This is a genomic window from Salinivirga sp. (assembly GCF_035268865.1).
In the GTDB taxonomy this organism is placed as follows: Bacteria; Bacteroidota; Bacteroidia; order Bacteroidales; family Salinivirgaceae; genus Salinivirga.
Genome location: NZ_DATFKB010000024.1, coordinates 54,409 through 79,666, shown reverse-complemented (window position 1 = coordinate 79,666; position 25,258 = coordinate 54,409). Strand labels below are relative to the sequence as shown.

The following is a 25,258-nucleotide window of genomic DNA, read 5'->3' as shown; positions in this document are numbered from 1 at the left end:
TTTGTTTGGGTTTTGGGAATTTTTATGCAAAGGTAAAGATTTAATTCTAGCAATTAATTTAATTTGGTCATTTAAATTAATTCTAAATCTCTTTATTAACCTGCTCTATATAAGCAAGTACTTCATCGCGCCCCTGTTTTTTCAAAGCTGAGGTTATAAAAATCTTTGGTAACTCTTCCCAGTTTTTCTTTAATTCCTGCTTATAGAGCTCAATATTTGAGTTTAACTCATGCTTCCTGGTTTTATCGGCTTTCGTAAAAATAAGTGCTACAGGAATACCTTGCTCTCCGGCCCATTGAATAAAATCCAAATCAGATTTTATTGGTTTGTGCCTGATGTCTATAAGGATGAAAAGCAAGGTTAACTCCTCACGATTCAATATGTAATTATTAATAATTTTTCTTAACCTGGCTCTAAGTTTTTTTGAGCGTTTGGCAAAACCATACCCGGGTAAATCGACCAGGTACCATTGATCATTGATCAGGAAGTGATTAATTAACATGGTTTTACCCGGATTCTCAGATATCTTTGCAAGGCTTTTGCGATTCGTGAGCATATTAATTAAACTGGATTTACCAACATTTGACCGGCCAATAAAAGCATACTCTGGCTTATCATGCTCCGGACATTTTCGGTAATCCTCATTGCTTATTATAAACTGAGATTGCTTTATTTCCATAATTCAAAAGTTATAATCCGGGTTTTCAGGTGAAAAATCATGGGGCGAAAATACAACATTATTTTTGAACCAAAGATATTTGTACTGTTCAAACACGCCCTCATTATCGGAAACCGTGATTGATCGAATATGCCTTGAAGCTGCTTTTAAAACGATGACAATTTTTTTCGCATATGAAGAAGGTACTTTTACATAATCACCTTTATTGAGTTTTGATGATACGGATAAATTCTCATTATTCAGTACTATGGAATAGAAATTCACATGGTGCTCTCTGGCAAAATCGAGTAACTTCGCGGGTGCATTTACTTTAATATCATCAAGTTTATAATATGTATTGATGTAGGTGATTTTTTTATGGGCCTTGTTGTTTAAAATGGTATCTGTCAGCGATATTGTACATTTATCGGGCTTGCAAGCTTCGAACATATAAAAAAGTTGTTCTAACATAAATGCAGGATCGGCTTCAAAAATACTATGATGTTGCCTTTTTAAGATCAATGTAGAATAAGGAGAAAGATGTAAATTTGTGTAGGGAAATCCGGCCGGATTAATAAGTGCCTTTTCTTTATCCACCGTTTCATCATAAAGTAGCTCTATCGGATTCCGTTCATATTGTCGATAATAAATTTTCAGTGGATCTTTCTGAATTTTGAACAATGCAATCTGATGATAATCTTGGCCAATCATACGGGCCATAAGCTCTGCTTTAAATTCCATTCCAGGACTATTGCCAAGCACACTATCTACCTCGCCTAAGAGGTCAACTGCCTCCTGATCAATTTCTTGAGCCTCCACCTGCACGGCGCAAAGCAAACTATTCAGAAGTAGTGCTAGCGTCAGGAATATAAACTTCCAATAACTCAACAGATTCATCCGGAATTAATTTTACAGATTCAAAGACAGCCGGTATCAAAACAGTCTCACCCTTTTCCAGCGTTTCTGTTTTTCCGTGTTTGTATTCAATTGAGACCCTACCCTCAACACACATATATGCCACAAAAGAGTCAATTAGGTTATATTCAGCATCATATTTCTCTGTAAGTTGCAACTTATTTACGACGAAATAGGGCGATTTAACAACTGGGGCTGGGCGGTTTTCCTTAGTACTATATTCAGTTTTGTAATTATCTGCCACCTCAAAATCCATGGCCTCAAGTGCTTCATCAACATGCAATTCCCGCAAATTTCCATCACGGTCTTTTCTATCCCAGTCATACACTCTATAAGTAATATCAGATGCTTGCTGAATTTCCGCGAAAAGCACACCCGGCCCTGTGGCATGAATTCTGCCAGCAGGTATAAAGAACACATCTCCTTTACCTACATATTCTTTATTGAGTGTGTCTTTAACCGTTTTTAGTTCAATATTTTTTTTAAAGTTCTGTTTTGTGAGTTTTTGATTAAAGCCGGAATATAAGTAAGCATCATTGGTGGCCTCAACAACATACCATGCTTCGGTTTTTCCATTCATTCCATATTTTTCTTGCGCCAATACATCATCCGGATGCACCTGTACTGAAAGTAAATCCTGCGCATCAATAAATTTCAGTAATAACGGGAAACCTGTTCCAAAACGATCAAAAACCGATTCACCAACCAAATCGCCCATGTAAACCTCAATAATTTCGGATAATGTATTTTCTGCAAGGAAGCCGTTTTCAACAACTGACTCGCTTCCTGACAGTGGCGAAATTTCCCAGCTCTCGCCAGTATGGTCTGTTGCATTTTTTTTATTAAGCACATTTTTCAGACGATCACCACCCCAAACTTTCTGCTTAAAAATTGGAGCAAACTTTATAGGATATAATTCACTCATAAACGATATCGCTTTAGAACTGGTGAAGATATAAAAAACAGAAAAATAAGGCTTCATCAAATGAAAAAAGATAAAACCAGCGTCAACTTAAATCATTTTTTTAGCCTTCTGCAGCCTGAGCTTTTCATAAAGCAAGGATTTTTTTAACTTTAACCCAAAAATGATTATAGGCATTGCAGGCGGAACAGGCTCCGGTAAAACGACAGTTGTACGCAAAATCATAGAATCAATTCCCAATGACATGGTTAGCGTGCTGTCGCAAGACTCTTACTACAAAGACAACAGTCACCTCCCAATGGAGGAACGTATGGAGATTAACTTTGACCACCCCAATTCTTTAGAATTTGATTTACTTATAAAACACCTCAAAGAGTTACAGGAGAACCAACCAATTCAACAACCAATATACTCATACGTAACCTGCACGCGCAGCAATGAGTACACAGAAGTAAAACCTAAGAAGGTTATTATTGTAGAAGGAATTTTGGTTTTAACAAATCCGGAGCTACGCAACCTTTTCGACATTAAAGTTTTCGTACATGCTGATGCAGATGAACGCCTCATAAGGGTAATTAGTCGTGATATGGAAGAAAGAGGCCGATCTGTAAAAAAGACACTTGAACGTTACAATAAGTCGGTGAAGCCCATGCACGTACAGTTTATTGAACCATCAAAATCTTATGCTGACCTGATTGTGCCACAAGGAGGAAAAAATAAAGTAGCTATAGATATTCTCACACAGATTATCAGAATGAATCTTGAATAACATTAGGATATATGCAACATAAAAGCCTTTACGAGATCAACATTAGCGACATTTTGTTTCTTGATATTGAAACTGTTCCTTTAAAGCCTGACTATGAAGAACTGGATGAGGCAGAAAAAGAGCTTTGGGACAAAAAGGCGGACAGGTTGGCTAAAAATGAGGAAGATAATCCGGAAAACCTTTATTCCAGGGCCGGAATATATGCAGAATTTGGCAAAATAGTATGCATCTCATGCGGTGTTGCAACTACAGAGGAGCGCATCAGGGTAAAGTCATTTGCTTCGAAAGATGAAAAAAAGTTACTGGAAGATTTTGCCGCAATGCTGAATAAAAGCTTCTCAACACCATCGAAAATTATGTGTGCCCACAACGGTAAAGAGTTTGACTTTCCTTATATAGCGCGACGCATGTTGGTAAATGGGGTATTCCTGCCCGACATACTGCAAATTGCAGGCAAAAAGCCATGGGAAATACAACACCTCGACACGATGGAACTGTGGAAATTTGGCGATTACAAAAACTATACTTCACTGGCAGTTTTAACGCATTTATTCGACATACCCACACCCAAAGATGACATTGACGGCAGTGATGTACATCGAATTTTCTGGGCAGAAAATGACCTGGATCGCATAGTAACATATTGCCAAAAAGATGTTATTGCTACCATGCAGTTATTCCGGCGATACAGAAACGAGCCGCTTTTCACCGATGAGCAAATTGAGTATGCAAATTAATCGAGAAACTCATTCACCACACGCATAAAATCATCAGGTTTTTCAGCATGAAGCCAGTGACCGGTGTCTTCAATAGTTTCCAGTTCAGCGTATGGAAATATTGCACGTATCAAAGGAATGGTATCATCATCAATATATCCACTTTTCTCACCCCTGATAAACAATACCGGAAAAGCTGTCACGGGACTTGTCATCTCGGGATCTATCCCTTCCAAAATATTATCGAGACTATCCCACAGCCCTTCGAGATTCAGTTGCCAGTAAAAAGATTTGTCTTCTGTCTTTCTTTGCAAATTTTTCAGCAAAAACTTTCGAATTCGCCCCTGAGGAATATATTCGGCTAATTGCTCTTCGGCTTCTGTACGATTTTTCAAACTCGAAAGATCAAGTGAACGCAACCCTTGAAAAATCTCTTTATGGTAAAGTGTTTTGGCATCCTCAAGGCTGTCGTATGCTTTTGGTGACATATCCACAACAATAAGAGCACTCACACGCTCGGGGTGTGCCAATGCAAAAAACATAGCTGTTTTGCCACCCATACTATGCCCTATCAATACAGCACGCTCAATTTGATGGTCATCCAGATACTGAAGTAAATCACCTTCCATAGCAGTATAATTATGCTCTTTGGAATGTGGCGAATTTCCATGATTGCGCTGGTCGACCAAATGCACCTCGTAATGGTCAGACAGTTCTTTCCCATGTGACAACCAATTGTCTGATGACCCATAAAGTCCGTGCAAAATTACAAGCGGATGACCGTTACCAATTATTTGACTATTTAACTTCATATCGATTATATATTTTTCAGAACAGTTACTCTGCCAGCTTAGCGAGCATCGTGAATTTTCCGCAAATACATCTGAATTACATTCTCAAGCCCAAAATACAGCGCATCGCTAATCAGGGCATGCCCAATTGATACCTCATGCAGGGGTTTTACATGTTTGACAAAATACTCAAGATTATCCAGGTCCAAATCATGCCCCGCATTTACTTCCAGTCCAATTTGCCCTGCAAGCTCTGCTGCTTTCGCAAAAGGTTCAACCGCCCTTAATGGGCCATTAACAAATTCCGAAGCATATGGTTCTGTATAAAGTTCCACACGATTTGTACCCGTCTCTTTTGCATGCCGAATTAATTCAGGATCTGTCTCCACAAAAATAGATGTACGGATTCCGGCCGCCTGAAATTCTGCAATTACATCTTTCAAAAATTCTTTATGCTTTACAGTATCCCAACCCGCATTACTTGTCAAAGCATCAGGCGGATCGGGTACAAGCGTAACCTGGTTGGCCTTAACCTCCGTTACCAGCTTTAAAAATTCTTCGGATGGATAACCCTCAATATTGAATTCCGTTACTATTTCGGGTTTAATATCACGAACATCCTGATAGCGTATGTGTCGCTCATCGGGCCTGGGATGCACAGTGATGCCCTCTGCCCCATATCGCTGACAGTTAATTGCAGCAAGTCTCACATCAGGAATATTACCACCACGTGCATTTCTGATGGTGGCTATTTTATTTATATTTACGCTAAGTCTGGTCATAAAATATTTTTTTTTGCACAGGATTTGTTTACTTTAGGAGTACAAATGTAACGTTTTTTCATCATTATGGTTGCTGAACAAATAATGTCTGATGTAGTCCCGGCACTCAAGCCCAAAGACTATTGCAATACAGCCCTGAGTTGGATGGAAGTCTTTAAGATTTCACATCTACCTGTGGTGTATAATCAGAATTACCATGGGCTTATTTCAGATACCATGATTTACGATGCCAATGCGTTTGATGTACCCGTCGAAAGTCTCAAAAAGAACTACATAAATGCCCAGGTAGAGCCACACCAGCATATTTTGGAAATAATCAATTTATTTCACAAATTCAGTCTGACTGCCCTACCCGTGGTAAAAAACGAAAAAATATTCAAAGGGCTTATTACATTGCCAACGCTTATTGAGAGCCTTTCGGAATTATTTGCTTCAGATTCGCCCGGTAGTATTATCATACTTGAAATGCATGCCAATGACTATTCATTGAGTCAAATTGCACAAATTGTAGAAAGTAACGAAGCCCGCATTTTAGCTTGCTATGTTACCAATATAACCGATTCCATGCGGATGCGTGTAACACTGAAAGTAAATAAAGAAGACCTGACATCCATTCTACGCACATTCGAAAGGTACGAATACGAAGTAAGTGCCTCCTATTCAGAAGACGACAAGATGGATGATGTAATTAAAGACCGTTTCGATTCATTCATGCAGTATTTGGACATCTGATGCGTTTTCTGCTGCCCTTAGCCATAATCCTTCACATAAATTTTATGCTGTTTGGTCAAAAACAGGAACCAACCATTATCAATGAAATTATTATTGAAGGCAATGACAAAACACACGCAAAAATTCTACATCGTGAATTGACCTTCAAAGAAGGTGATACCATTGCTGATTTGAGTGCTGAAATCAGTCAATCAAAGAAAAACCTGCTTAATACCCGCCTTTTTCACTATGCAAAAATAAATATCATACGGCACAAGCATCTCGCAAACATCCTCATTAAAGTACAGGAGCGCTGGTATTTATGGCCTATTCCTATTTTTGAATATGCCGACTATAACCTGGCCAGTTGGGTGCGCAGAAAAGAGATAGACTATCTGAACTATGGCATTATACTGGAAGAACGAAACTTCAGGGGGCTCAATGAAAAACTGAAACTAAAAATACGTATGGGTATACGTGAGCAATACGGTATTAATTATGCTTTTCCACGTCTATTCAATCATCCTGACATTGGCGGCAATATCGATTTATCGTATTTTAGGCAAAAAGAGATTCATCAATCTATTATTGATCAGCAATACGTTGATATTGAAAAAGAGCATTACATTTTCAGAGAAGGTAGATTAATTGCAGGTATCAGATGGCGGCCGGAATTCTTTTATAGCCACTTTTTTTATGGCGGTTTCAGAAAATACCGTTATCACCAAAACATTGATACCTTATTTGAGGAACCTACAAAACATAATCTTGAATACCTGGCTATTGGCTACACTTTTAAGTTTTTCAAGGGTGATTATATAATGTATCCCCTTAAGGGTAACAAACTCAAAGTTACAACTGAATATGGGTTTGGATCAAAGGACTATTTTTTTACTGATCTTGCCTTTAGTTCACACTACCCTGTTCATCCAAAGTTCACACTCACTTATGGATTTAACGGGTATGCTTCATTAACGCAACAATACCCTCATTTCCTTTACTCCGGACCGGGTAAAACCTGGTATATCAGAGGTTTCGAAGACTATATTTATCATAAAGATTTATTGATCAATAATCGACTGCAACTTAAATACACACTACTAAAACAGAAAAGATTCAATTTTGACTGGATTCCAAGTGAAAAATTCAATGCGCCTTTTCTGTCAATCTTTCTGAATACTTTCTTTGAAGCAGGTTATGGCACAAATATTAACGGTTCTCCTGCTGAAGTTACACCTGTTAGTATCGGGGCAGGGATTGACTTTCTAACCTACTATGATTGGATTGGAAGATTTGAAGTTGCGCAAAACAACAATAACGAAATATTTTTTAATATCCACTGGGGCTATATCTTTTAGCGCAATAATCAAAAAAAATTACGGTCAGAGTGAAGCATTAGCGGCTTTCTGCATTTTCTTTATTTATGGCAAGTTCAAAGGTCTCCTCTTCTCTGATGACTAAAAAAGTGGTTCGCTTATTATCCGGCCATATGATTTTGTCCCCATCCTGTGCTGCAGTAGTATACTTAAATTCCTTGCGGCACTCATCCTCAAACAATAAATCGCTTTTATAGCGGGTACTAAAATGGCCTATAAGCAAATGCTTAATTTGTGCTTCATGTGCAAAAGTACCAGCTTGCTGTGCTGTGGTATGCAGGGTCTTTCTGGCCAATGCCAGGTCTTCTTTCAGGAATGTTGCTTCATGGTAAATCAGGTCAGTATTTTTCACTAATTCCATGTGTCTTCTGGAGAGCAGTGTGTCAGTCATAAAAGCATACGATCTGGGAGGCAGCGGGTCAAAAGTAAGCTCTTTATTGGAAACAATTTGATTTTCCCTTACAATCGCACCTCCTGCTTTGATGTTATTAATCTCGGGAATCGAGATGTTGTATTCTGATATTTTATCGGAATTTATTTTCCTGAGCCGTTCTTTCTCCTCAAATAAAAAACCCCATACCGGCACACTGTGCTTTAAGGGGAATGAAGTTATTTTAACCACTTTATCCTCATATATGGTGCACTCTGCCTCTGCATGAAGTGGATGAAAATTAATTGGGAAGGGCGTTTTTTCGAACTGAGGTTTTAAAACGGTCCATAATAAATGCTCCAATTCCGGCGGGCCAAATATATTGAGTGGCTTATCGCGCCCAACGAGGCTCATGGTAGAGATAAGGCCAAACAAGCCAAAGAAGTGATCGCCATGCAAATGGCTAATAAGAATATGATTAATGTGGTTGAAAGAGAGTTTATACTTACGCAACTGATGCTGAGTACCTTCACCACAATCAATTAAAAAAAACCGCTCAAGTACATTCAGTACCTGAGCGGTAGTATTTCTGTTTGATGTAGGTAATGCCGATCCAGAGCCAAGAATTGTCAGCTCAAAACGCATTACTCCTTATCAAGTTCTTTATTTAACATTTCTTCAGCCTGAACCATATCATCTGCTATGTTCAACACGGTATCAAGCTGAGAGATAGTAATTAAACGTTCAACAGCTGTTTGAAGACCGGACAGAACGAATACACCATTGGCATTTTTACAAAGGCGATTCGCAACCAGAATTGCACTAAGTCCTGAGGAATCGCAATAACGAGCATTACTCAGGTCAAGTATAATGTTTTTTTCACCGTTTCCGGCAATAAGCACTAATTCTGATTTTAGAGATGGGGCAATGTGGGTATCCAGTTTGTCTACCATTACCTGAATCTCTGTGTACTTATCTTTCTTTTCTATTTTAAAATCCATAGGAGTAAAGAATTTTAGATAAAAATACGATATCCTTTCCAGTCATCCAAAAAAATATGACGCTATTACTCATCTTTTTTTCCTTCATCAGCCTTGTCGTCTTTCTTTGACTTGGCCTTTGCAGCTGACTCACTGTTCATTTCATCTTTAAGTGCAGCTAAATCTGAAATATCGCCAAGGGTTGTTTTTTCAAGGTTATCTTTCAGTTTTTTGGTAGCACTCTTAGTTGCTTTGCGAGTAGCCTGGTTTTCGGCACGTTTTTCGTCTTCGAAAATACGGCTGTGAGAAACGATGATACGTTTAGCGTCTTTGTTAAATTCAATTACTTTAAATTGCGCTTTTTCGTCGACTCCGACTTTTCCGCCATCTTCTTTCACCATGTGTTTAGGAGTGGCAAAACCTTCTACACCATATGGAAGTGCAACTACAGCACCTTTTTCAGTCATTTCAGTAACGGTTCCTTCATGCACTGAATCAACAGCAAAGATGGTTTCGAAAACTTCCCATGGGTTCTCTTCCAATTGCTTGTGTCCAAGGCTCAGGCGACGGTTGTCTTTGTCGATTTCGAGGACTACAACTTCAATATCGGCACCAATTGAGGTGAATTCCGCAGGGTGTTTCACTTTCTTGGTCCATGAAAGGTCAGAAATGTGAATCAATCCATCTACACCTTCTTCGATTTCTACAAATACACCAAAGCTGGTGAAGTTGCGTACTTTAGCTTTATGTTTTGAGTTAAGCGGATATTTTTGTTCAATATCTTGCCATGGATCCGGTTTGAGTTGTTTCATACCGAGTGACATTTTGCGCTCTTCGCGATCAAGGGTAAGAATAACAGCCTCGATCTCGTCACCTACTTTCAGGAACTCCTGGGCACTACGCAAGTGCTGTGACCATGACATTTCTGAAACGTGAATCAGACCTTCAACACCAGGTGCGATTTCTACAAAAGCACCATAATCGGCCATTACAACTACTTTACCTTTTACTTTATCACCAACTTTAAGGTTAGGATCAAGTGAATCCCATGGATGCTCGGTAAGTTGTTTCAGTCCAAGTGCAATGCGTTTCTTGTCATCGTCAAAGTCAAGAATAACCACATTGAGTTTCTGGTCAAGCTCAACAATCTCTTCCGGATGTGAGATGCGCCCCCATGAAAGGTCTGTGATGTGGATAAGTCCATCAACACCACCGAGGTCGATAAATACACCGTAAGAGGTAATGTTTTTAACAGTTCCTTCAAGAACCTGGCCTTTTTCAAGCTTGGCAATAATTTCTTTTTTCTGTTGCTCAAGTTCAGCTTCGATAAGTGCTTTGTGCGAAACAACCACGTTTTTGTATTCCTGGTTAATTTTAACCACTTTGAATTCCATGGTTTTTCCTACAAACATATCGTAGTCGCGAATTGGTTTCACGTCAATTTGTGAACCTGGCAAGAATGCTTCAATACCAAATACATCGACAATCATACCACCTTTTGTGCGGCATTTGATGTATCCTTTAATAATTTCGTCTTTTTCAAGTGCTTCGTTCACACGATCCCATGAGCGGAGAGCTCTGGCTTTTTTGTGTGAAAGTTTTAACTGTCCGTCTTTGTCTTCTTGTGTTTCAACATAAACTTCAACAGTATCTCCAACCTTTAGGTCAGGGTTGTAGCGGAATTCATTGGCATTTACAATACCTTCAGATTTGTAACCAATATTAATAATTACTTCCCGCTTAGTGATTGCAACAACAGTACCATCAACCACTTCGTTTTCACCAATGGTAGACATGGTATCGTCGTACATTTTTTCAAGCTCTTGGCGTTCTTCAGAAGAATAATCATCAACTTCTTTGTCGTAATTATCCCAGTCAAATTCTTCAGTTTGCTGAACAGAGGTGGCTTGCCTTTCTTCTTGTACCTCTTGATTTTCTAAATTTTTTTCTTCTTCGTTCATTTAATTAAACTCCTTTAAATTTAGTAAGTTAGACTTTATTTATAGATTAAATCTATTGAGCGCACAAAATAAATCTTTTTTTTTCGGATATTCAACAGATTATCAAGTTTTTTTACAATAAATACATGTCGCAGAGCATCTAATGAAAAATCAGAATGTTTTGCAACAAGTTCGCTTCAAACGGCAAAAATTTTGGATACAAAAAACAGATTTTGATCAAAACATGCAGATATCTTTTTTGCAAATATTAAGCCATTGATTAACAATCGAATCTAACATGTGCTTTTCTAAGAAAAAATATCTGCTTATCTTAGCGCCACTTTTTATTACATATAAAAAAACAACGACCTTATTTTGAACCAAATATTTATTAAAAAATGAAAATATCTGTAGTTGGAACCGGCTATGTAGGCCTGGTGACCGGAACATGTTTCGCAGAAACTGGTGTCACTGTAACTTGTGTTGACATTGACAAAGATAAAGTACAGAATCTTCGTCAGGGTATAATTCCCATTTACGAACCTGGTCTTGAACCAATGGTAAAAAACAATGTCGACAAAAGCAGACTATTTTTTACCACATCACTCAAAGAGAGTTTAAAAGACACAGACGCTGTATTTATTGCAGTAGGTACACCTCCTGATGAAGATGGTTCTGCAGATTTGCAATACGTACTTGATGTAGCCCGTGAAGTAGGAGAACATATGGAAAACTACATGGTGGTGGTTACTAAAAGTACAGTACCCATTGGCACGGCTGAAAAAGTCAGAAAAACATTGAAAGAAGCACTTGACAAAAGAGGTGTAAATATCGATTTTGATGTAGCTTCTAACCCGGAGTTCCTGAAAGAGGGCGATGCAATTGATGATTTCTTAAAACCAGACCGTATTGTAATAGGTACCGACAGTGCCAAAGCTGAAGATATTTTAAGCCGACTTTATAAACCTTTTGTCCTCAATGGTCATCCGGTAATCTCTATGGACATACCATCTGCCGAGCTCACCAAATACGCTGCCAACTCAATGCTGGCTACGAAAATAAGCTTTATGAACGATATGGCCAATCTTTGCGAATTGGTTGGCGCAGATGTAAACAGTGTTAGAAGAGGTATTGGAAGTGATAGCCGTATTGGAAATAAATTTATTTATGCCGGTACCGGATATGGCGGATCTTGTTTCCCAAAGGATGTAAAAGCCTTAATTAATACTTCAGATAAAAACAACCACAGCCTTGATATTCTTAAGGCAGTTGAATCGGTCAATGAGCGTCAAAAAACTACACTTGTAAATAAATTAATGTACCATTTCAATAATGATTTGAAAGGTAAAAAAATTGCGCTTTGGGGACTAAGCTTTAAACCACATACCGATGATATGCGTGAAGCTCCTGCATTGTCAATTATTGAAAAGCTCAAAGCAGAAGGAGCAGAAATAACAGGTTATGACCCTGTAGCAATGGAAGAGAGTAAGCGCCGAATAGGGGACTCAATTCAATACGCCCGCGATCAATACGAAGCACTTGTTGATGCCGATGCATTGCTGCTTGTAACTGAATGGCCCGAATTCAGAACACCCAATTACAACGTAATGAAGAAACTAATGAAAAACCATTTGATCATGGATGGAAGGAATATTTATGAACTTTCAGAAATGAAAAATCAAGGTTTCATATATTACAGTATTGGTAGAAAAGCTGTAAAACCGGAATAGAAAGATTCATAAAAACCACAAATCACACCCCAAATTTGGAGACAATATTTGGGGTGTTTTTTTATGCTCTTTTCGATAAAACTTTTGAAAACACAGCGCGATTTGCCATAAAATATTGTGCTATACCACGGGTGAGCAAAAATGCAAGCAATGCAATCCACAAAGCATGATTTCCAAAATACGGTCTCAAAATGTAGAATACGGGAAAAAACACCACGAGTGTAGCAATGAGCATCGAATTACGCATTTGCACTGAAGCTGTAGCTCCAATATAAATTCCATCCCATAAAAAGGAGGCAAACGCCATAAGTGGCATCAATCCAATCCAAATAGAATACTCTCCTGCTGCGTTAATTACGCTGGCATTATCAGTGAGCAGCCATATAACAGGGCGCCATCCAAAACCATAAACAGCACTAAAAACCACTGCAATACCCAGTCCCCATACGAATAATTTTTTAACAGATTTTTTGAGCAACACTGCATCTTGCGCACCAAAATATTTTCCGGTTAGGGCTTCGGCTGCATAAGCAAATCCATCTACAAAATAAGAATAAACAAAGAAAAGCTGCAGCAAAACTGTATTTACCGCAAGTATATGTTTATTCACTGCAGCTGATGAACTTGTAAAGAAGGTAAATACGATAATAATACATAAGGTACGAATAAAAATATCTTTATTGACAGCCATGAACTCCTTTAAAATACTGATGTTTTTTAAACTTTCGCGTTTAAAGTGCTTCAATAATTTGCCATAATATTTTCTAAACAGGAACAACCCAAAGAACAAGCCTGAATACTGCGCCAGTAATGTACCAAGCGCAACTCCGTCTGACTTCATATTCAACCCAAATACAAATAATATATTGAGACCTATATTAACAAGGTTAATTAGGATGGCCATAAACATTGGAAATCGCGTATTTTGCATTCCAACATACCAACCATTTAATGCATAAAGACCTATTGTTGCAGGGGCTGCCCAAATGCGAATATAAAAATAACTCCGGGCCAGTTGCTCAACTTCCGGCTCGCTGGAGATAAGCCAAAACGTCAATTTTTCGATTGGGTACTGCAACAATATCAGCAATAAAGCTCCCATAAAAGCTATGAGCAAAGCCCGCGCTAAAGTATGAATACTATCGGGCATACTCCTTCTCCCATAAGCCTGTGCAGTGAAACCCGATGTGCCCATTCGCAAAAAGCCAAATCCCCAATAGAGGAAATTAAATATCATTGCCCCCAATGCAATTGCCCCAATATAATTTACCGAGTCCAGGTGCCCCATTAAAGCTAAATCGACCATACCCAACAACGGGATGGTGATATTGCTTACAATGTTTGGAATGGCAAGTCTGAGGATTCTTTTATTCACGACAACTACATGTATATGATGAAGATTACGATGGGAATTACAATTCCTGCACCTACTAGCCAAACGCCATAGCGCTTAAATCCAAATTTACCTCTCAGAATAATCATGCCTGTAATTGCAAGAATTATCAGACCAAGCGCATAGATATCGCTTACCCATGTCCAAATTTGTTTTAAATTATTGCGATGCATGAGATTCATCTCCCGCAATAAAACACGTTTTTTTAGAATCGAAACTTTGTACTCATTATCGTCGGGATCAATTATTACAGAGCCGGTATTGTTATCACCAACATCAAGAAAAACCTTAATATTGCCATTGCGCTGCAAAGAAGTGCTTTTCACAGGATATTTAACGCCGATTTCACTCACGGCTTTCTGAGATGCTTCATCGCGGTTATCTGAAAAGTTATATACTTGTTCAAACACACCTCGATATTCTTCTGTTTTTAGGTCAGGATTCCAGTGATGCAAATGATTAAGTGCAATTCCCGATACAGAATAAATTATGGTTAGTCCTACAAAAAAATACCCAAGGTCGCGGTGTATATTTCTGTTAAATTTTCTCCACTTCATGGTTTTTCAATTTTGGTATTATTTAGCCGATGCAACCCTGCAAAAATGAAACTATATTAGTATGAAACGCATCAGCTAATTAGACAAATATTTTATAGCATTTAATAAAAGCACAAAATTAAAAAAATCCCGATGCCTCACACCGGGATTATATTACTGAAATTTATTTATGGATTATTTTGTTTCAGCGACCTTGTCGGCTACAACAGAAAAGATAGGAATATATGCCTTCCCTGTTTCTTTAAGTTCTGCTCTGTAACCTTCAACTTTTTCCATTCCCGGAATATGCTCGCCCATATCGGCTTGCTCACCGTGCGATGTGTGATCGTGTTCGTGGTCTTCTCCTTCTCCGGTGCCATCTCCTTCTCCATCGCCATGCTCATGTCCTTGATGCTCCTCAGCTGCTCCTTCGCGTAATTCTTTTTCCCAGTTTGCCAGGTAAGCTGAATCCATTTTCATTACTTCAACTGTTCCTGTTACATGCATTTCTGATCCTTCATAGGCAACATCAAAACTTGGAAGATCTTCTCCTGTGGTAATTTTTAAACGATATTCGGGTTTACTTCCAACCAGGAACATGCGTTTTCCACCATGTTTACATACATGATCGACCTGACCTTTGACCGATACTGTTTTACCGGCAAGTTCTTCGCCTTTTTGAAAAAACTTATCAATGGTCATTACCTCAGATTTAGTCATTTCCTGACTATCATCGACTTTTTTCTCATCTTGTTGATTACTGCAAGCTGCCAGCGCAACCATCATAGCTGCAAAAATTACAATTTTTCTCATTTTTAGTTTTATTTAAGTTATTAAGCTCCCTGTCGTTTACAAAGAAAAAACATTTTGGGCAACCACAAAAATAAATTGGAGTTTAAAATCCGATATAAACTCCCACTATTTCAACAATATATATTCCGTTAAGTCAGAATATAGAAAATGTTCAACCTCTTCTTTATCGGCTGACCTTGTTTCAGAAAATGCAAAAGCAAATACAGGATACTGCCTGTAATTAGTTTTGTGAATATTCAGCAAATTGGAAAAATCATTTTCAAATTTTTTATAATCTACGTAGTCGATTTTTTCCAAGTCAACATTTCGTGGGATATCGGCAATAATGGCATTATATTGTCTGCCTGTACGGCCCTTAAATATCGATAGCCAATCTGGTTTTTGCTGATTGAAAAAATATTCATATGGATTAATGCGCCAGGAATATTTGCTCAGGTCAGTCATACACCATCCGGCGAAGCGCAATGGATTAGACTCAATTGGTATGGCCTCACCCTCTGGGGTAATACGAAATTCGATGTGCATCGGAAAAAGTTTCACTCCGGTCTTTTTACCAATAAACTGCAATTTCTCTTCGAATACATCATGGGTTTTATCTATAACTTTCACAGAAGTAAAATATGCCCGGTCATTTACATCTTTAGCATCAGTAAAAATGTGTTCATAAATATTCAGAATCACCGGTTTACTATCTTGGTCAAAATAAACGTCTACGGCATACTCATCCCCTGGTATAAGTTGTTCGAGCAGGAACATCTGGCTATTCATAACCTCTTCAGGATAAATTCCTCTTACCTGCTTAAGCTCCTGCTCCAGCTTTGCAAGTGCACTATTCCAATCCTCAATATTCTCTACCACGTATATACCCATTGAAAAAAAACCTACTGCAGGCTTTATGATCAAAGGAAAACCAAAATCTTCCGGATTATAGTTTTTCAAATTCTGATACTCAATTTTCTTATATCGAAATTCCGGGTAAATCTCACTGAGCATATCACGAAACAAGCCTTTATTTTTGAATGTATTGACTTGTTCGGGTAGCTTTGTATGGGCCAAATTTTCATTAATCCACGATATTGTATTTTCTGAGTTCACATACATCATGGGATTTTTTTCATAAGCAGCAACAGCCTCTTCATCGCTCATAAACAGATCCTGCAGTTCAGGAGCCATTTCCCGCGCAATGTTTGTGCCCACAACAGGCCAGTTATTTTTTCTGATTGTATTAATCAGTAGATCAGAAACATATGGTTTATCAAGAAGTAACATATTTTATTTTTTTAAGGACGCAAAGATAAACAAAGATTTCATTTCTAATATAACAGCATCTACTCATTACTTTATACACATAAAAAATACCCGCAAGCCTTACTTGCGGGTATAATTTTGAATGTGTATTTACCATTTTTCATAATGAACTTTCGCCACGTCATATCGATATTCCTCATCCAGGTTCTCATCCGGAACACCGATTGGGAATAACGCAAAAGGTTCCAAATTTTCAGGAACATCTATTACAGACCTCACTCCATCGATTCTGGGCTTCACGCTCCACAATGCAATCCAAACTGTACCCAAACCCAGCTCATGCGTGGCCAATTGCAAATTCTGACCTGCACAGGCACAATCTTGTGGGTAAAAACCAGGGAAACCTTCTTTTGAAGGATCACCAACCAGTAAAATCGCTGCCTGCGCTTGTTTAAACATCTCATTTCCATCATCAACTTTCTCTGCAAAAGCATCGAGTTTTTGACGATCTTTTATAACAGCAAAATGCCAGGGCCTGCCGTCCCCCGCACTGGGAGCATTCATTGCCGCCTCAAGTATTTTCTTAATTTGTTTATCAGTTACCGGAGTATCTTTAAATTTGCGAATACTCCTTCTGCTCATAATTGCATTTAAGGTATCCATTGGTATATTTTTTGAAATTCCTAGAATAATTTATCAAAATTCGTACATTTTTTGACTCAGCCCCGAATATATTAATAAAATTGACAAAGGCTTTGTAAAAAATTACATTTTCCAAATCACATGCGAATATGGAGCTATATTTTTGAAACCCAAAAAAATCCGTAAATTCGCAAGCCAAATTATAAAAATTCTATTCGTGAAAGATATCATTGAACAGAAAAAAGATGCAGAAACAACCGTATTGGTAGGAATAATAAGCCAGCATCAGACGGAGGAGCAGACAGAAGAATATTTGAATGAATTGGCTTTTTTAGCCAAAACGGCAGGTGTTGAACCAAAGAAACAGTTTACACAGAAACTGGATACGCCCAATCCGAAAACATTTATTGGATCGGGAAAACTCAATGATATTAAGAATTACATGGAGGAGCATGAAATAGACATGGTCATTTTTGACGATGAACTTTCTCCATCGCAAATACGCAATATCGAAAAGTCTATTAAAGGCCGTGTAATAGACCGCACCAACCTCATACTAGACATTTTTGCACAAAGGGCACAAACGGCACATGCAAAAGTACAGGTAGAATTGGCTCAGTATCAATACTTACTTCCAAGACTTGCCGGTTTATGGACCCACCTCGAACGACAAAAAGGTGGTATTGGAATGCGCGGACCTGGTGAGCGCGAAATTGAAACCGACCGTAGGATTATTAGAGATAAAATTGCGCGGCTTAAAGATCAATTGAGTAGAATTGATAAACAAATGGCTACCCAACGTAAGAATAGGGGCAAAATGGTTCGGGTGGCCCTTGTAGGCTATACCAATGTGGGGAAATCAACATTAATGAATATGCTCAGCAAATCGGAAGTTTTTGCCGAGAATAAGCTATTTGCCACACTCGACACAACCGTTAGAAAAGTAGTTGTTGGTAATTTACCGTTCTTAATGTCAGATACCGTTGGTTTTATCAGGAAACTCCCAACCACACTTGTAGAGGCATTTAAATCAACACTTGACGAAGTTCGCGAAGCAGACATCCTGCTGCATGTTGTGGATATATCGCACCCGAATCACGAAGAACAAATTGATGTAGTTGAAACTACGCTAAACGAAATAGGCTGTACAGATACCCCCACCCACCTTGTATTCAATAAAATTGACCAGTACACCTACACAGCTAAAGACGACGACGACCTTACAGAGCGCACCCGCGAAAACTGGACATTGGATGAACTTCAGCGTAGCTATATGGCGAAAAATAATGATTCCTGTATATTTATTTCCGCCAAAGAAAGAACCAATATCGATCAGTTGAAAGAGATGCTTTACGAAAAAGTTAAAGATATACATACCAAAAGGTATCCTTACAACGACTTTTTGTATTAAGAAACTTATACAAGCAGAATTTTAGTGAACATTATCCGCAACATATCTGTTATTCGACTAGCTATTAAATGAACATATGCTAATAATAATTTGATGTTTCAGGAAAAATTTCACTTGTGGATTATTATCTTCACTTTTATATCAGTAATGAGCAGCGCTCAGGATTTTGATATATACCCCAGATTACAGGATGATAAAATAAAAACTCCAGGAATCAATGCAAACATGACTGCTGATGAATTTAGCCTTCTGTCCCGTAATATTCGTATGATGGATATGCCATATAGTTTAATTGTACCAGGCTACATCCACTTCAAAGCCAAAGACAACACAGTGGGCTACACATTACTGGGGCTCCGAATTGCTGGCTATACCGGATTAGCAATCAATGCATACCGACTGATTATTTTTGACAAAAGGGCAGAAAATATAATTACGGGCAAAAACAACCTGAAACAAGATCAAAATTTATTTATTACATCCTCGATCTTGATTTTGGGCTCCTGGCTGTTCGACTGGATACATGGGAAATACCGGCTCGAAAAAAAACAGGAGCTGATTAGATATAAATATGGCATAAAGCTGCAGTTGGAAAAGAGCCAAAGAAATTACAGCCAAAAGAATTATGTACCTTCTTTAATGCTCACTTACAAATTTTAAGTCATGAAAAATGTATACCTTATAATTATTATATTAATTCTGACATTTGAAATTGATGCATTGGGCCAGTTCAGCACAAAAACAGAATATCTCTACCTGAAACATATCAATACCCAGAGCAACAAATTATTAATGAAACAAAATATTTTTGATGTAGAAAAAACGCTTTTTCACATTATTAAAAATGATCCAACAGGAACCTATAATGGACATTTTTTAAGTGAGGCAGGCAGGTTTTACCATAAAATGAACATTCCTCAAAAAAGCTACATTTGTTATTCGCTGCAGAAAGCGCTTTACCCAAACGATTCAATTGCCTCCTATCATGAAAGATATTATAAAACGGCAGCTATGCAAACAGGTCTAAGCCTGAAACAAATAGAAAAAACAGATAGCCTACTCGCCCAAATTGGCCCTTCAGCAAACGGTAGTTATATTATGTGGCTTAGGATTATGGTTTTTCAATTTAACAAAAAAAACACTGAAACACTTTATAAATTAAGCCAAATAAATGAACAAAAACATGCTTTACCCCCCTGGCTAATGCACTGGCAATTTCTTACAACAATTAATATAAAAGAAAAAAATAAATCAGAAATACTACAAATACAGCTCTCCGACAAGCCCATTTTTGAGCAAGTCGACAATAAAATATCGAAAAAAGTATTCAGGAAAGCCATTCGCACAAGAATAAAACAAAACGCTAAAGCAGAAGGCAAAAGGTTATTAAAAAAGTATAAGCAAAAACACAATAGTTTTAGCGACCATCTTGCTCAAACCATATTCTCAATCAGATTGTTTTAGCTTTTATTCTTCTTTTGCCGAATCGCGTATTTTTACCCATTATTTTTTAGTAAATTTCAGTTTATTTTTGGATCAAAATTAAACTGATATTCTTATGAGAAACCACATTGTACTATTCTTAATTTTCGCAAGTCTTTTTAATCTTGCAAAAGCACAGGAAAATGAAAAGCCTGTAGTCAAATGGTATGGATACATCAATTACGAATCTATTTTTGACTCCTACGAATCGGTGACAACACGAGATGCCGAACTGTACCTTTTTCCAAGCAGAAAAGGCGACAATAACACGAACGGCCAACTTGAGATGCTGGCACTTCAATCACGACTTGGGGTTAATGTAAAAGGACCAATGGTATTAGGAGCTCAATCATCCGGAAAAATAGAAGGGGACTTTTTTGGTACATCCGAAGACTATAAAAACCTGTTTCGCATCAGGCATGCATTTATGAAATTAAAATGGGATAAAGCATCATTGCTAATGGGTCAATATTGGCACCCAATGTTTGGGCCTGAAGTATTCCCACGTGTAGTGGCTTTTGGTGCAGCAGCAATATATAATCCACTCAACAGGGCACCTCAAATTCGTTTCGACTACAACCTGACACCGGGCTTCCGTGCCACCTTTGCAGCATTAGGACACGGATATCATTTCAGTAAAGGTCCCACATCTGACATAAATGGTGGAATCGATGCCTCCGACGATCAGCGCGATGCTGCAGTACCAGATATGCAGGTACAATTACTGGCAGGTAAAAAGAAAGGATTCCAGGTAGGTATAACAGCTGGTTATATGATGCTCGAACCGAGAGTTGAAACTAACGATGGATTAAACGACAACACAATAGGCACTTATAATTTTAATGCATTTGCAAAATACAGCACCGGTCGCTTTACAGCCCAGGCTAAATTCAGCTATGGCCAAAATATGAGCCAATACGTAATGCTTGGAGGCTATGGAAGATTATTGTCAGATACACTGGAGGTTAACGATTTTGGATATACGCCATACAAAATATTTTCTGTGTGGGGAGAGCTGGCATACAAACCCAATGATAATTTACAGGTTGGTATATTTGGTGGCTTAACCGGCAACCTTGGAACCGAAGAAAAAGTCGATTTAGATAACACATACACACGCGGCGGCAGCATAAGTCAGCTCTTAAGAGTCTCACCCCGTATTACATACACCATAAACCACTTCCGGTTTGGATTTGAATACATTTATAATGCAGCAGATTATGGAACTGATGATCCTGATGAATATGGTGTGTTTGATGAAACAGAGCAATCTGTAAATCACCGGATAATACTGGCAGCAAGATATTTCTTCTAGAAAAAGGCTCGTTATGAATAAAATAACCAACAAAATTATTCTGCTGGCCGTTGTAAGTGCGCTTTTTGTGGCGCTTGTCTCAGGCCTCATTATCGGAATAATTTCTTCCAATAAGAATGAAAAGGATATAAAACAATTAAGAGAACTGCTCTACACAGATTATGACAACTTAATAAAATCTGAAGTAGAAACAGCTGTCTCGATGCTGGAGCAGGTTCATCAACTAAGTGTACGCGGCATAATAAGTCAGGATAGTGCCAAAATCCTTGGTGCAAATATCTTGAGAGAGTTACGCTACGGTAAAGAAGGATATTTCTGGGCCGACCGGTCAGACGGAACAAATGTGGTATTGCTTGGAAAAGATGCAGAGGGTAAGAACCGAATGGATTTACAGGATGTAAATGGGAAATACCTTATTCGCGAAATTATTGACGCGGCAAAATCAGGTGGCGGATATACCGATTATTGGTTTCCCAAAGCCGGATCTGACGAACCGCTACCTAAAAGAGGATACAGTTTATATTTTGAACCTTTCGATTGGGCTGTAGGTACAGGAAACTATATTGACGATATAGAAGAAACGTTAGCCACTTATGTTGAAGACACAAAAAAATCGTATCAACAGCTTATGACCTGGCTCATTTCAACATTGGTAGTATTGTTAATCATTACATTTGCAGCCGCTCTATTTCTGGGAAGAAGACTGGCAAAACCAATTGTTCGGATTTCTCATATAGCAGACAAAATTGCCACTGGAGCGCTATCGGTTAAGTTTGACATAAACAATAACGATGAAGTTGGCAACCTTGCTGATAGTATGCGAAAAATGGTGAAACAATTGCGCGAAATAGTAAGTTCCATCAACGGAGGAGCCAAAGAAATTTCTTCTGCAAGCGATCAAATAAGTTCAGGGTCACAATCAATAGCCCAGGGTGCCAATGAGCAGGCATCTTCAATTGAAGAGGTTTCATCGACCATTGAGCAGGTAACAGCCAACATACAGCAAAATGCCAACAATGCAGCAGAAACAGAAAAGATATCAGAAAGATCGAATCAGAGCATGCAACAAATGGCAGAATCGAGCCACAAGAGCCTGGAATCGATGCGTATGATTGCAGAAAAAATCAATGTAATTAACGATATCGCAGCACAAACCAACATTCTGGCGCTCAATGCTGCAGTAGAGGCGGCCAGAGCGGGCGAGCACGGAAAAGGCTTTGCTGTGGTAGCTGCTGAAGTTCGCAAACTTGCTGAGAAAAGTAAAGCCTCGGCAGATGAAATTATCGGACTATCTTCAGACAGCCTAAAAATTACCGAAGAATCAGAAAACTCATTGAATGAGCTGATGCCGGAAGTACAGAAAACATCCGAACTCGTTAAAGAAATTTCTGCAGCAAGTGACGAACAAAAACGTGGTGTTGAAGAGGTAAACAAAGCTGTTCAGCAACTAAACAATGTGGCGCAACAAAACGCCAGTTCAAGCGAGGAGCTTTCGAGCAGTGCTGAGGAACTATCTTCCCAGGCTGAACAACTCATTGAGCTCATAAGCTTTTTTCAATACGAAAAAAGGAAAAAATAATGTATTACAATGTTGACTAGTCCTAAATAACCGTTACAGGTTTTAATGGATTAAAAATACAATATTAAGTGAGAATGGGATTAATTTCATTCTCACTTTTTTTATATGTTCTCATTTGAATTTCATTTTGTTTGTGCATCTGATCTGGAGTTAGCATATAACAGGAATAATGAGGTCTTTGACTATTATAGATACCAATCGAGTTATCGATAAAGAGCCTCCAAAGCTCTTTATCGATAATACTTATGCCATTGATGAATTCATGTTTTAATATACCATTAACTCTTTCAGCAATTGCATTTTGATAAGGGTCATATTTTTCAGTCATGCTACATCTAATATTATGCTTTTTAAGCATATCTTGATATTCATGACAACAATACTGAAGACCTCTATCAGAATGATGTATCAATACTTTATCCTTATAATTTCTATTTTTCAAGGCCGACTCAAGAGCTGATAAAGCTCCATTTGAAGCTAGACTTTCAGAAACGGTATATCCCATTATTTTTTTTGAATATGCATCCGTTACTAAAAATAAATACATTGGATTTTTTCTTGTACAAATATATGTTATATCTGACACCCAGACTTGCTCTGGTCGGTGAATATATAAACCTTCAACAAGGTTTTTGTGCTTTCGAAAATGATGATGTGAGTCTGTTGTAATATGGTATTGTCTTTGGGGTTTTATCAACATGTAATTTGCTTTTAATATTTGAAATAATCGATCTCTGCCAACACCTAAACCCTTAAGTTGTGGACGAAGGAGATGATATAGCTTTCTGGTTCCGAGTTTGGGCATTTGAACTCTAACTTGAGTAACTAATTCAACAACTTGTTGAGCTACTAACCTTCTGCTCTTTTCTTTCCTTTTGGCCCGGTAATAAACCTGCCTATTTACCCCGAGTAATCTACAGGTAGAAGCTATTGCTTCTTTGTATTCTTCTTGGTAGGTTTCGATTGCCCGGGTAAGGATTTTTTTCTGATCGGTATGTTAAACTCTTTTTCTGCTATATCGATCATCATATCAAAAAGTATGGCCTTTTTATCGGATTTCTCAACTTGTTGCTCCAACTCTTTCTTCTGCTTTTCTAATAGGCGTACTTTCTGTTCAAGTTCCAAAAGTTTTTGTTCTGGTGTTTTTGGCATAGTACCTGGAGTTTTATTAGCCCAATCAAAGGTACCATATTTTTCTAACCAATTCCTTATGGTGGAATCTCCTTGGATTCCATATTTACGCTTTAACTCTCCCTTGCTTATTTGTCCAGATTCGAACTCTTGGACAACTGCTAATTTAAAGGAGTAAGAATAATCCTTTTGCGTTCTTTTAACATACTTACTTTCAGATTTTTCATTCATAACATTACTTTTTGTGTAACGCTATTTCAGGACGAGACATTTGAAGTAAAAAAAAAGCTGCTCCTTTTAGGGGGCAGCTTTTTTAACGTTTTTCAGCTCAACAATTTCCTAATTTTCTTCTCATATTCGACCTTTATATTTTGAAGCAGCTCTTTGCCGATCTTTTCGGTATAAATTCTGATCATATCATGCACTTTATAGTCTTCAAAATAGGAGGCCAAAGCAGCATCGTAATCAATAATGTCCAGGTTATAGTCGACCTGCCTGGCTATTTCAAGAAAATCATTCATCTCAAGATGCTGATCAATCTTGATATAACCATGGTCATGCTCTACAAGGTCGAAGAAGAGACCAGGCTCTATTTCTTCCAATTGGAAAAATTTCTTAATTCGTATAAATGCATCTTCAATGTATTTGTACTTCCTGGACTTCTTATGAAAATGGATTCCGTGCTCAACTAATAATTGTTGTAACTTACGCAATTTAGAATAATCTTCTACATGCCTGACTCTTATCGCGTTGAAGGTTTCGTCAAAAAACTCAAGCGCACAAATGGTAGCATGAAAGTCAAAATCCACTACCTTTTTAATATCTTCTTTAATCAGTAACAAATCTTCCAAATGCAGATACCCATCCAAAATAAAATAAACATATAGTGGAATTTCTTCTGTTGGCTTTGAACCGTAATAACCAGGAAAAGGGGAAGGGCATTCAAACGCAAGTGTATTTGGCAACACAGCGTCGTCGGTGATAGATTTCAATGGTTCTATCTTTTTAAGGCTACCATACCTTTCGATAAATTTTTTCTCCATATGCA

The 25,258-nt window shown here is 38.0% G+C and carries 26 protein-coding genes; 10 read left to right on the top strand and 16 right to left on the bottom strand.

Annotation, left to right across the window (positions count from 1 at the left end; genetic code table 11):
• Window positions 1–82 precede the first annotated feature (82 nt).
• The 3 genes from yihA to VJ937_RS01815 are packed head-to-tail and all read right to left on the bottom strand — an operon-like array spanning window position 83 to window position 2,498.
• The gene (gene yihA, locus VJ937_RS01825; RefSeq protein WP_324065213.1) at window positions 83–679 is read right to left on the bottom strand and encodes a ribosome biogenesis GTP-binding protein YihA/YsxC; all 597 of its coding nucleotides are present in this window, start codon (window positions 677–679) and stop codon (window positions 83–85) included.
• 3 nt (window positions 680–682) lie between these two features.
• The gene (locus VJ937_RS01820; RefSeq protein ID WP_324065212.1) at window positions 683–1,555 is read right to left on the bottom strand and encodes a hypothetical protein; all 873 of its coding nucleotides are present in this window, start codon (window positions 1,553–1,555) and stop codon (window positions 683–685) included.
• Complete coding sequence (locus tag VJ937_RS01815) at window positions 1,497–2,498, bottom strand: type I phosphomannose isomerase catalytic subunit (RefSeq protein ID WP_324065211.1); 1,002 nt, start codon at window positions 2,496–2,498, stop codon at window positions 1,497–1,499. The genes VJ937_RS01820 and VJ937_RS01815 overlap by 59 nt, the downstream gene beginning before the upstream one ends.
• Before the next feature lie 160 nt (window positions 2,499–2,658).
• Between VJ937_RS01815 and udk the strand changes: the two genes are divergently transcribed.
• Window positions 2,659–3,264, top strand: coding sequence for a uridine kinase (gene udk / locus VJ937_RS01810; protein WP_324065210.1), 606 nt, complete (start codon window positions 2,659–2,661; stop codon window positions 3,262–3,264).
• 11 nt (window positions 3,265–3,275) lie between these two features.
• The gene (locus tag VJ937_RS01805) at window positions 3,276–4,001 is read left to right on the top strand and encodes a 3'-5' exonuclease (protein ID WP_324065209.1); all 726 of its coding nucleotides are present in this window, start codon (window positions 3,276–3,278) and stop codon (window positions 3,999–4,001) included.
• Here VJ937_RS01805 and VJ937_RS01800 read toward each other — a convergent pair.
• Window positions 3,998–4,792, bottom strand: a complete 795-nt coding sequence (locus tag VJ937_RS01800) for an alpha/beta fold hydrolase (RefSeq protein ID WP_324065208.1) — start codon at window positions 4,790–4,792, stop codon at window positions 3,998–4,000. The two genes, VJ937_RS01805 and VJ937_RS01800, sit on opposite strands and share 4 nt — an antisense overlap.
• A gap of 38 nt (window positions 4,793–4,830) precedes the next feature.
• Window positions 4,831–5,553 carry a pyridoxine 5'-phosphate synthase gene (locus VJ937_RS01795; protein ID WP_324065207.1) on the bottom strand — a complete coding sequence of 241 codons (723 nt, stop codon included), beginning with the start codon at window positions 5,551–5,553 and terminating at the stop codon, window positions 4,831–4,833.
• 66 nt (window positions 5,554–5,619) lie between these two features.
• Between VJ937_RS01795 and VJ937_RS01790 the strand changes: the two genes are divergently transcribed.
• Together VJ937_RS01790 and VJ937_RS01785 are read left to right on the top strand one after the other, a co-directional pair.
• On the top strand, window positions 5,620–6,285 hold the full coding sequence (locus VJ937_RS01790; protein WP_324065206.1) for a CBS domain-containing protein: 666 nt from the start codon (window positions 5,620–5,622) through the stop codon (window positions 6,283–6,285).
• 44 nt (window positions 6,286–6,329) lie between these two features.
• On the top strand, window positions 6,330–7,622 hold the full coding sequence (locus VJ937_RS01785) for a POTRA domain-containing protein (protein ID WP_324065205.1): 1,293 nt from the start codon (window positions 6,330–6,332) through the stop codon (window positions 7,620–7,622).
• A gap of 37 nt (window positions 7,623–7,659) precedes the next feature.
• On the opposite strand, the gene VJ937_RS01780 is transcribed toward VJ937_RS01785, so the two are convergent.
• The 3 genes from VJ937_RS01780 to rpsA form a co-directional block, all read right to left on the bottom strand.
• Entirely contained in the window at window positions 7,660–8,655 is a 996-nt protein-coding gene (locus tag VJ937_RS01780) for a ribonuclease Z (RefSeq protein WP_324065204.1), read from the bottom strand.
• Entirely contained in the window at window positions 8,655–9,011 is a 357-nt protein-coding gene (locus VJ937_RS01775; protein WP_057953910.1) for an STAS domain-containing protein, read from the bottom strand. The genes VJ937_RS01780 and VJ937_RS01775 overlap by 1 nt, the downstream gene beginning before the upstream one ends.
• Window positions 9,012–9,076: 65 nt before the next feature.
• Window positions 9,077–10,951: a 30S ribosomal protein S1 gene (rpsA, locus tag VJ937_RS01770; RefSeq protein ID WP_324065203.1), complete on the bottom strand. Its 1,875-nt coding sequence runs from the start codon at window positions 10,949–10,951 to the stop codon at window positions 9,077–9,079.
• Between the two features lie 377 nt (window positions 10,952–11,328).
• Here rpsA and VJ937_RS01765 point away from each other — a divergent pair, with 377 nt between their 5' ends.
• A complete protein-coding gene (locus tag VJ937_RS01765; protein WP_324065202.1) occupies window positions 11,329–12,660 on the top strand; it encodes a UDP-glucose/GDP-mannose dehydrogenase family protein in 1,332 nt (443 codons plus the stop codon).
• Between the two features lie 61 nt (window positions 12,661–12,721).
• Here the strand turns inward: VJ937_RS01765 and VJ937_RS01760 are convergent, their stop codons facing one another.
• The 5 genes from VJ937_RS01760 to VJ937_RS01740 all read right to left on the bottom strand — a co-directional run bounded on the left by VJ937_RS01760 (window position 12,722) and on the right by VJ937_RS01740 (window position 17,313).
• Window positions 12,722–14,035, bottom strand: a complete 1,314-nt coding sequence (locus VJ937_RS01760; protein WP_324065201.1) for an MATE family efflux transporter — start codon at window positions 14,033–14,035, stop codon at window positions 12,722–12,724.
• Window positions 14,036–14,040: 5 nt separating this feature from the next.
• The gene (locus VJ937_RS01755) at window positions 14,041–14,610 is read right to left on the bottom strand and encodes a PepSY-associated TM helix domain-containing protein (protein ID WP_324065200.1); all 570 of its coding nucleotides are present in this window, start codon (window positions 14,608–14,610) and stop codon (window positions 14,041–14,043) included.
• Window positions 14,611–14,784: 174 nt separating this feature from the next.
• Window positions 14,785–15,402, bottom strand: coding sequence for a hypothetical protein (locus VJ937_RS01750; protein ID WP_324065199.1), 618 nt, complete (start codon window positions 15,400–15,402; stop codon window positions 14,785–14,787).
• 105 nt (window positions 15,403–15,507) lie between these two features.
• Window positions 15,508–16,671, bottom strand: a complete 1,164-nt coding sequence (locus tag VJ937_RS01745; RefSeq protein ID WP_324065198.1) for an ATP-grasp domain-containing protein — start codon at window positions 16,669–16,671, stop codon at window positions 15,508–15,510.
• A gap of 129 nt (window positions 16,672–16,800) precedes the next feature.
• Window positions 16,801–17,313 (bottom strand): nitroreductase family protein, encoded by a 513-nt coding sequence (locus tag VJ937_RS01740; RefSeq protein ID WP_324065197.1) that lies wholly within the window; start codon window positions 17,311–17,313, stop codon window positions 16,801–16,803.
• Window positions 17,314–17,509: 196 nt separating this feature from the next.
• Here VJ937_RS01740 and hflX point away from each other — a divergent pair, with 196 nt between their 5' ends.
• The 5 genes from hflX (at window position 17,510) to VJ937_RS01715 (ending at window position 23,079) form a co-directional block, all read left to right on the top strand.
• On the top strand, window positions 17,510–18,703 hold the full coding sequence (hflX, locus tag VJ937_RS01735; RefSeq protein ID WP_324065196.1) for a GTPase HflX: 1,194 nt from the start codon (window positions 17,510–17,512) through the stop codon (window positions 18,701–18,703).
• 93 nt (window positions 18,704–18,796) lie between these two features.
• Window positions 18,797–19,363, top strand: a complete 567-nt coding sequence (locus VJ937_RS01730) for a hypothetical protein (RefSeq protein ID WP_324065195.1) — start codon at window positions 18,797–18,799, stop codon at window positions 19,361–19,363.
• Between the two features lie 3 nt (window positions 19,364–19,366).
• Window positions 19,367–20,167 (top strand): hypothetical protein, encoded by an 801-nt coding sequence (locus VJ937_RS01725; protein ID WP_324065194.1) that lies wholly within the window; start codon window positions 19,367–19,369, stop codon window positions 20,165–20,167.
• Between the two features lie 94 nt (window positions 20,168–20,261).
• A complete protein-coding gene (locus VJ937_RS01720) occupies window positions 20,262–21,500 on the top strand; it encodes a DcaP family trimeric outer membrane transporter (RefSeq protein ID WP_324065193.1) in 1,239 nt (412 codons plus the stop codon).
• A gap of 13 nt (window positions 21,501–21,513) precedes the next feature.
• Window positions 21,514–23,079 (top strand): methyl-accepting chemotaxis protein, encoded by a 1,566-nt coding sequence (locus VJ937_RS01715; RefSeq protein ID WP_324065192.1) that lies wholly within the window; start codon window positions 21,514–21,516, stop codon window positions 23,077–23,079.
• Window positions 23,080–23,143: 64 nt separating this feature from the next.
• Here VJ937_RS01715 and VJ937_RS01710 read toward each other — a convergent pair whose 3' ends face one another.
• The 3 genes from VJ937_RS01710 to VJ937_RS01700 all read right to left on the bottom strand — a co-directional run bounded on the left by VJ937_RS01710 (window position 23,144) and on the right by VJ937_RS01700 (window position 25,253).
• Window positions 23,144–24,010: an IS3 family transposase gene (locus VJ937_RS01710; protein WP_324065224.1), complete on the bottom strand. Its 867-nt coding sequence runs from the start codon at window positions 24,008–24,010 to the stop codon at window positions 23,144–23,146.
• Window positions 24,007–24,441, bottom strand: a complete 435-nt coding sequence (locus VJ937_RS01705; RefSeq protein ID WP_324065191.1) for a hypothetical protein — start codon at window positions 24,439–24,441, stop codon at window positions 24,007–24,009. The genes VJ937_RS01710 and VJ937_RS01705 overlap by 4 nt, the downstream gene beginning before the upstream one ends.
• A gap of 92 nt (window positions 24,442–24,533) precedes the next feature.
• On the bottom strand, window positions 24,534–25,253 hold the full coding sequence (locus VJ937_RS01700; RefSeq protein ID WP_324065190.1) for a hypothetical protein: 720 nt from the start codon (window positions 25,251–25,253) through the stop codon (window positions 24,534–24,536).
• Window positions 25,254–25,258: the final 5 nt, after the last annotated feature.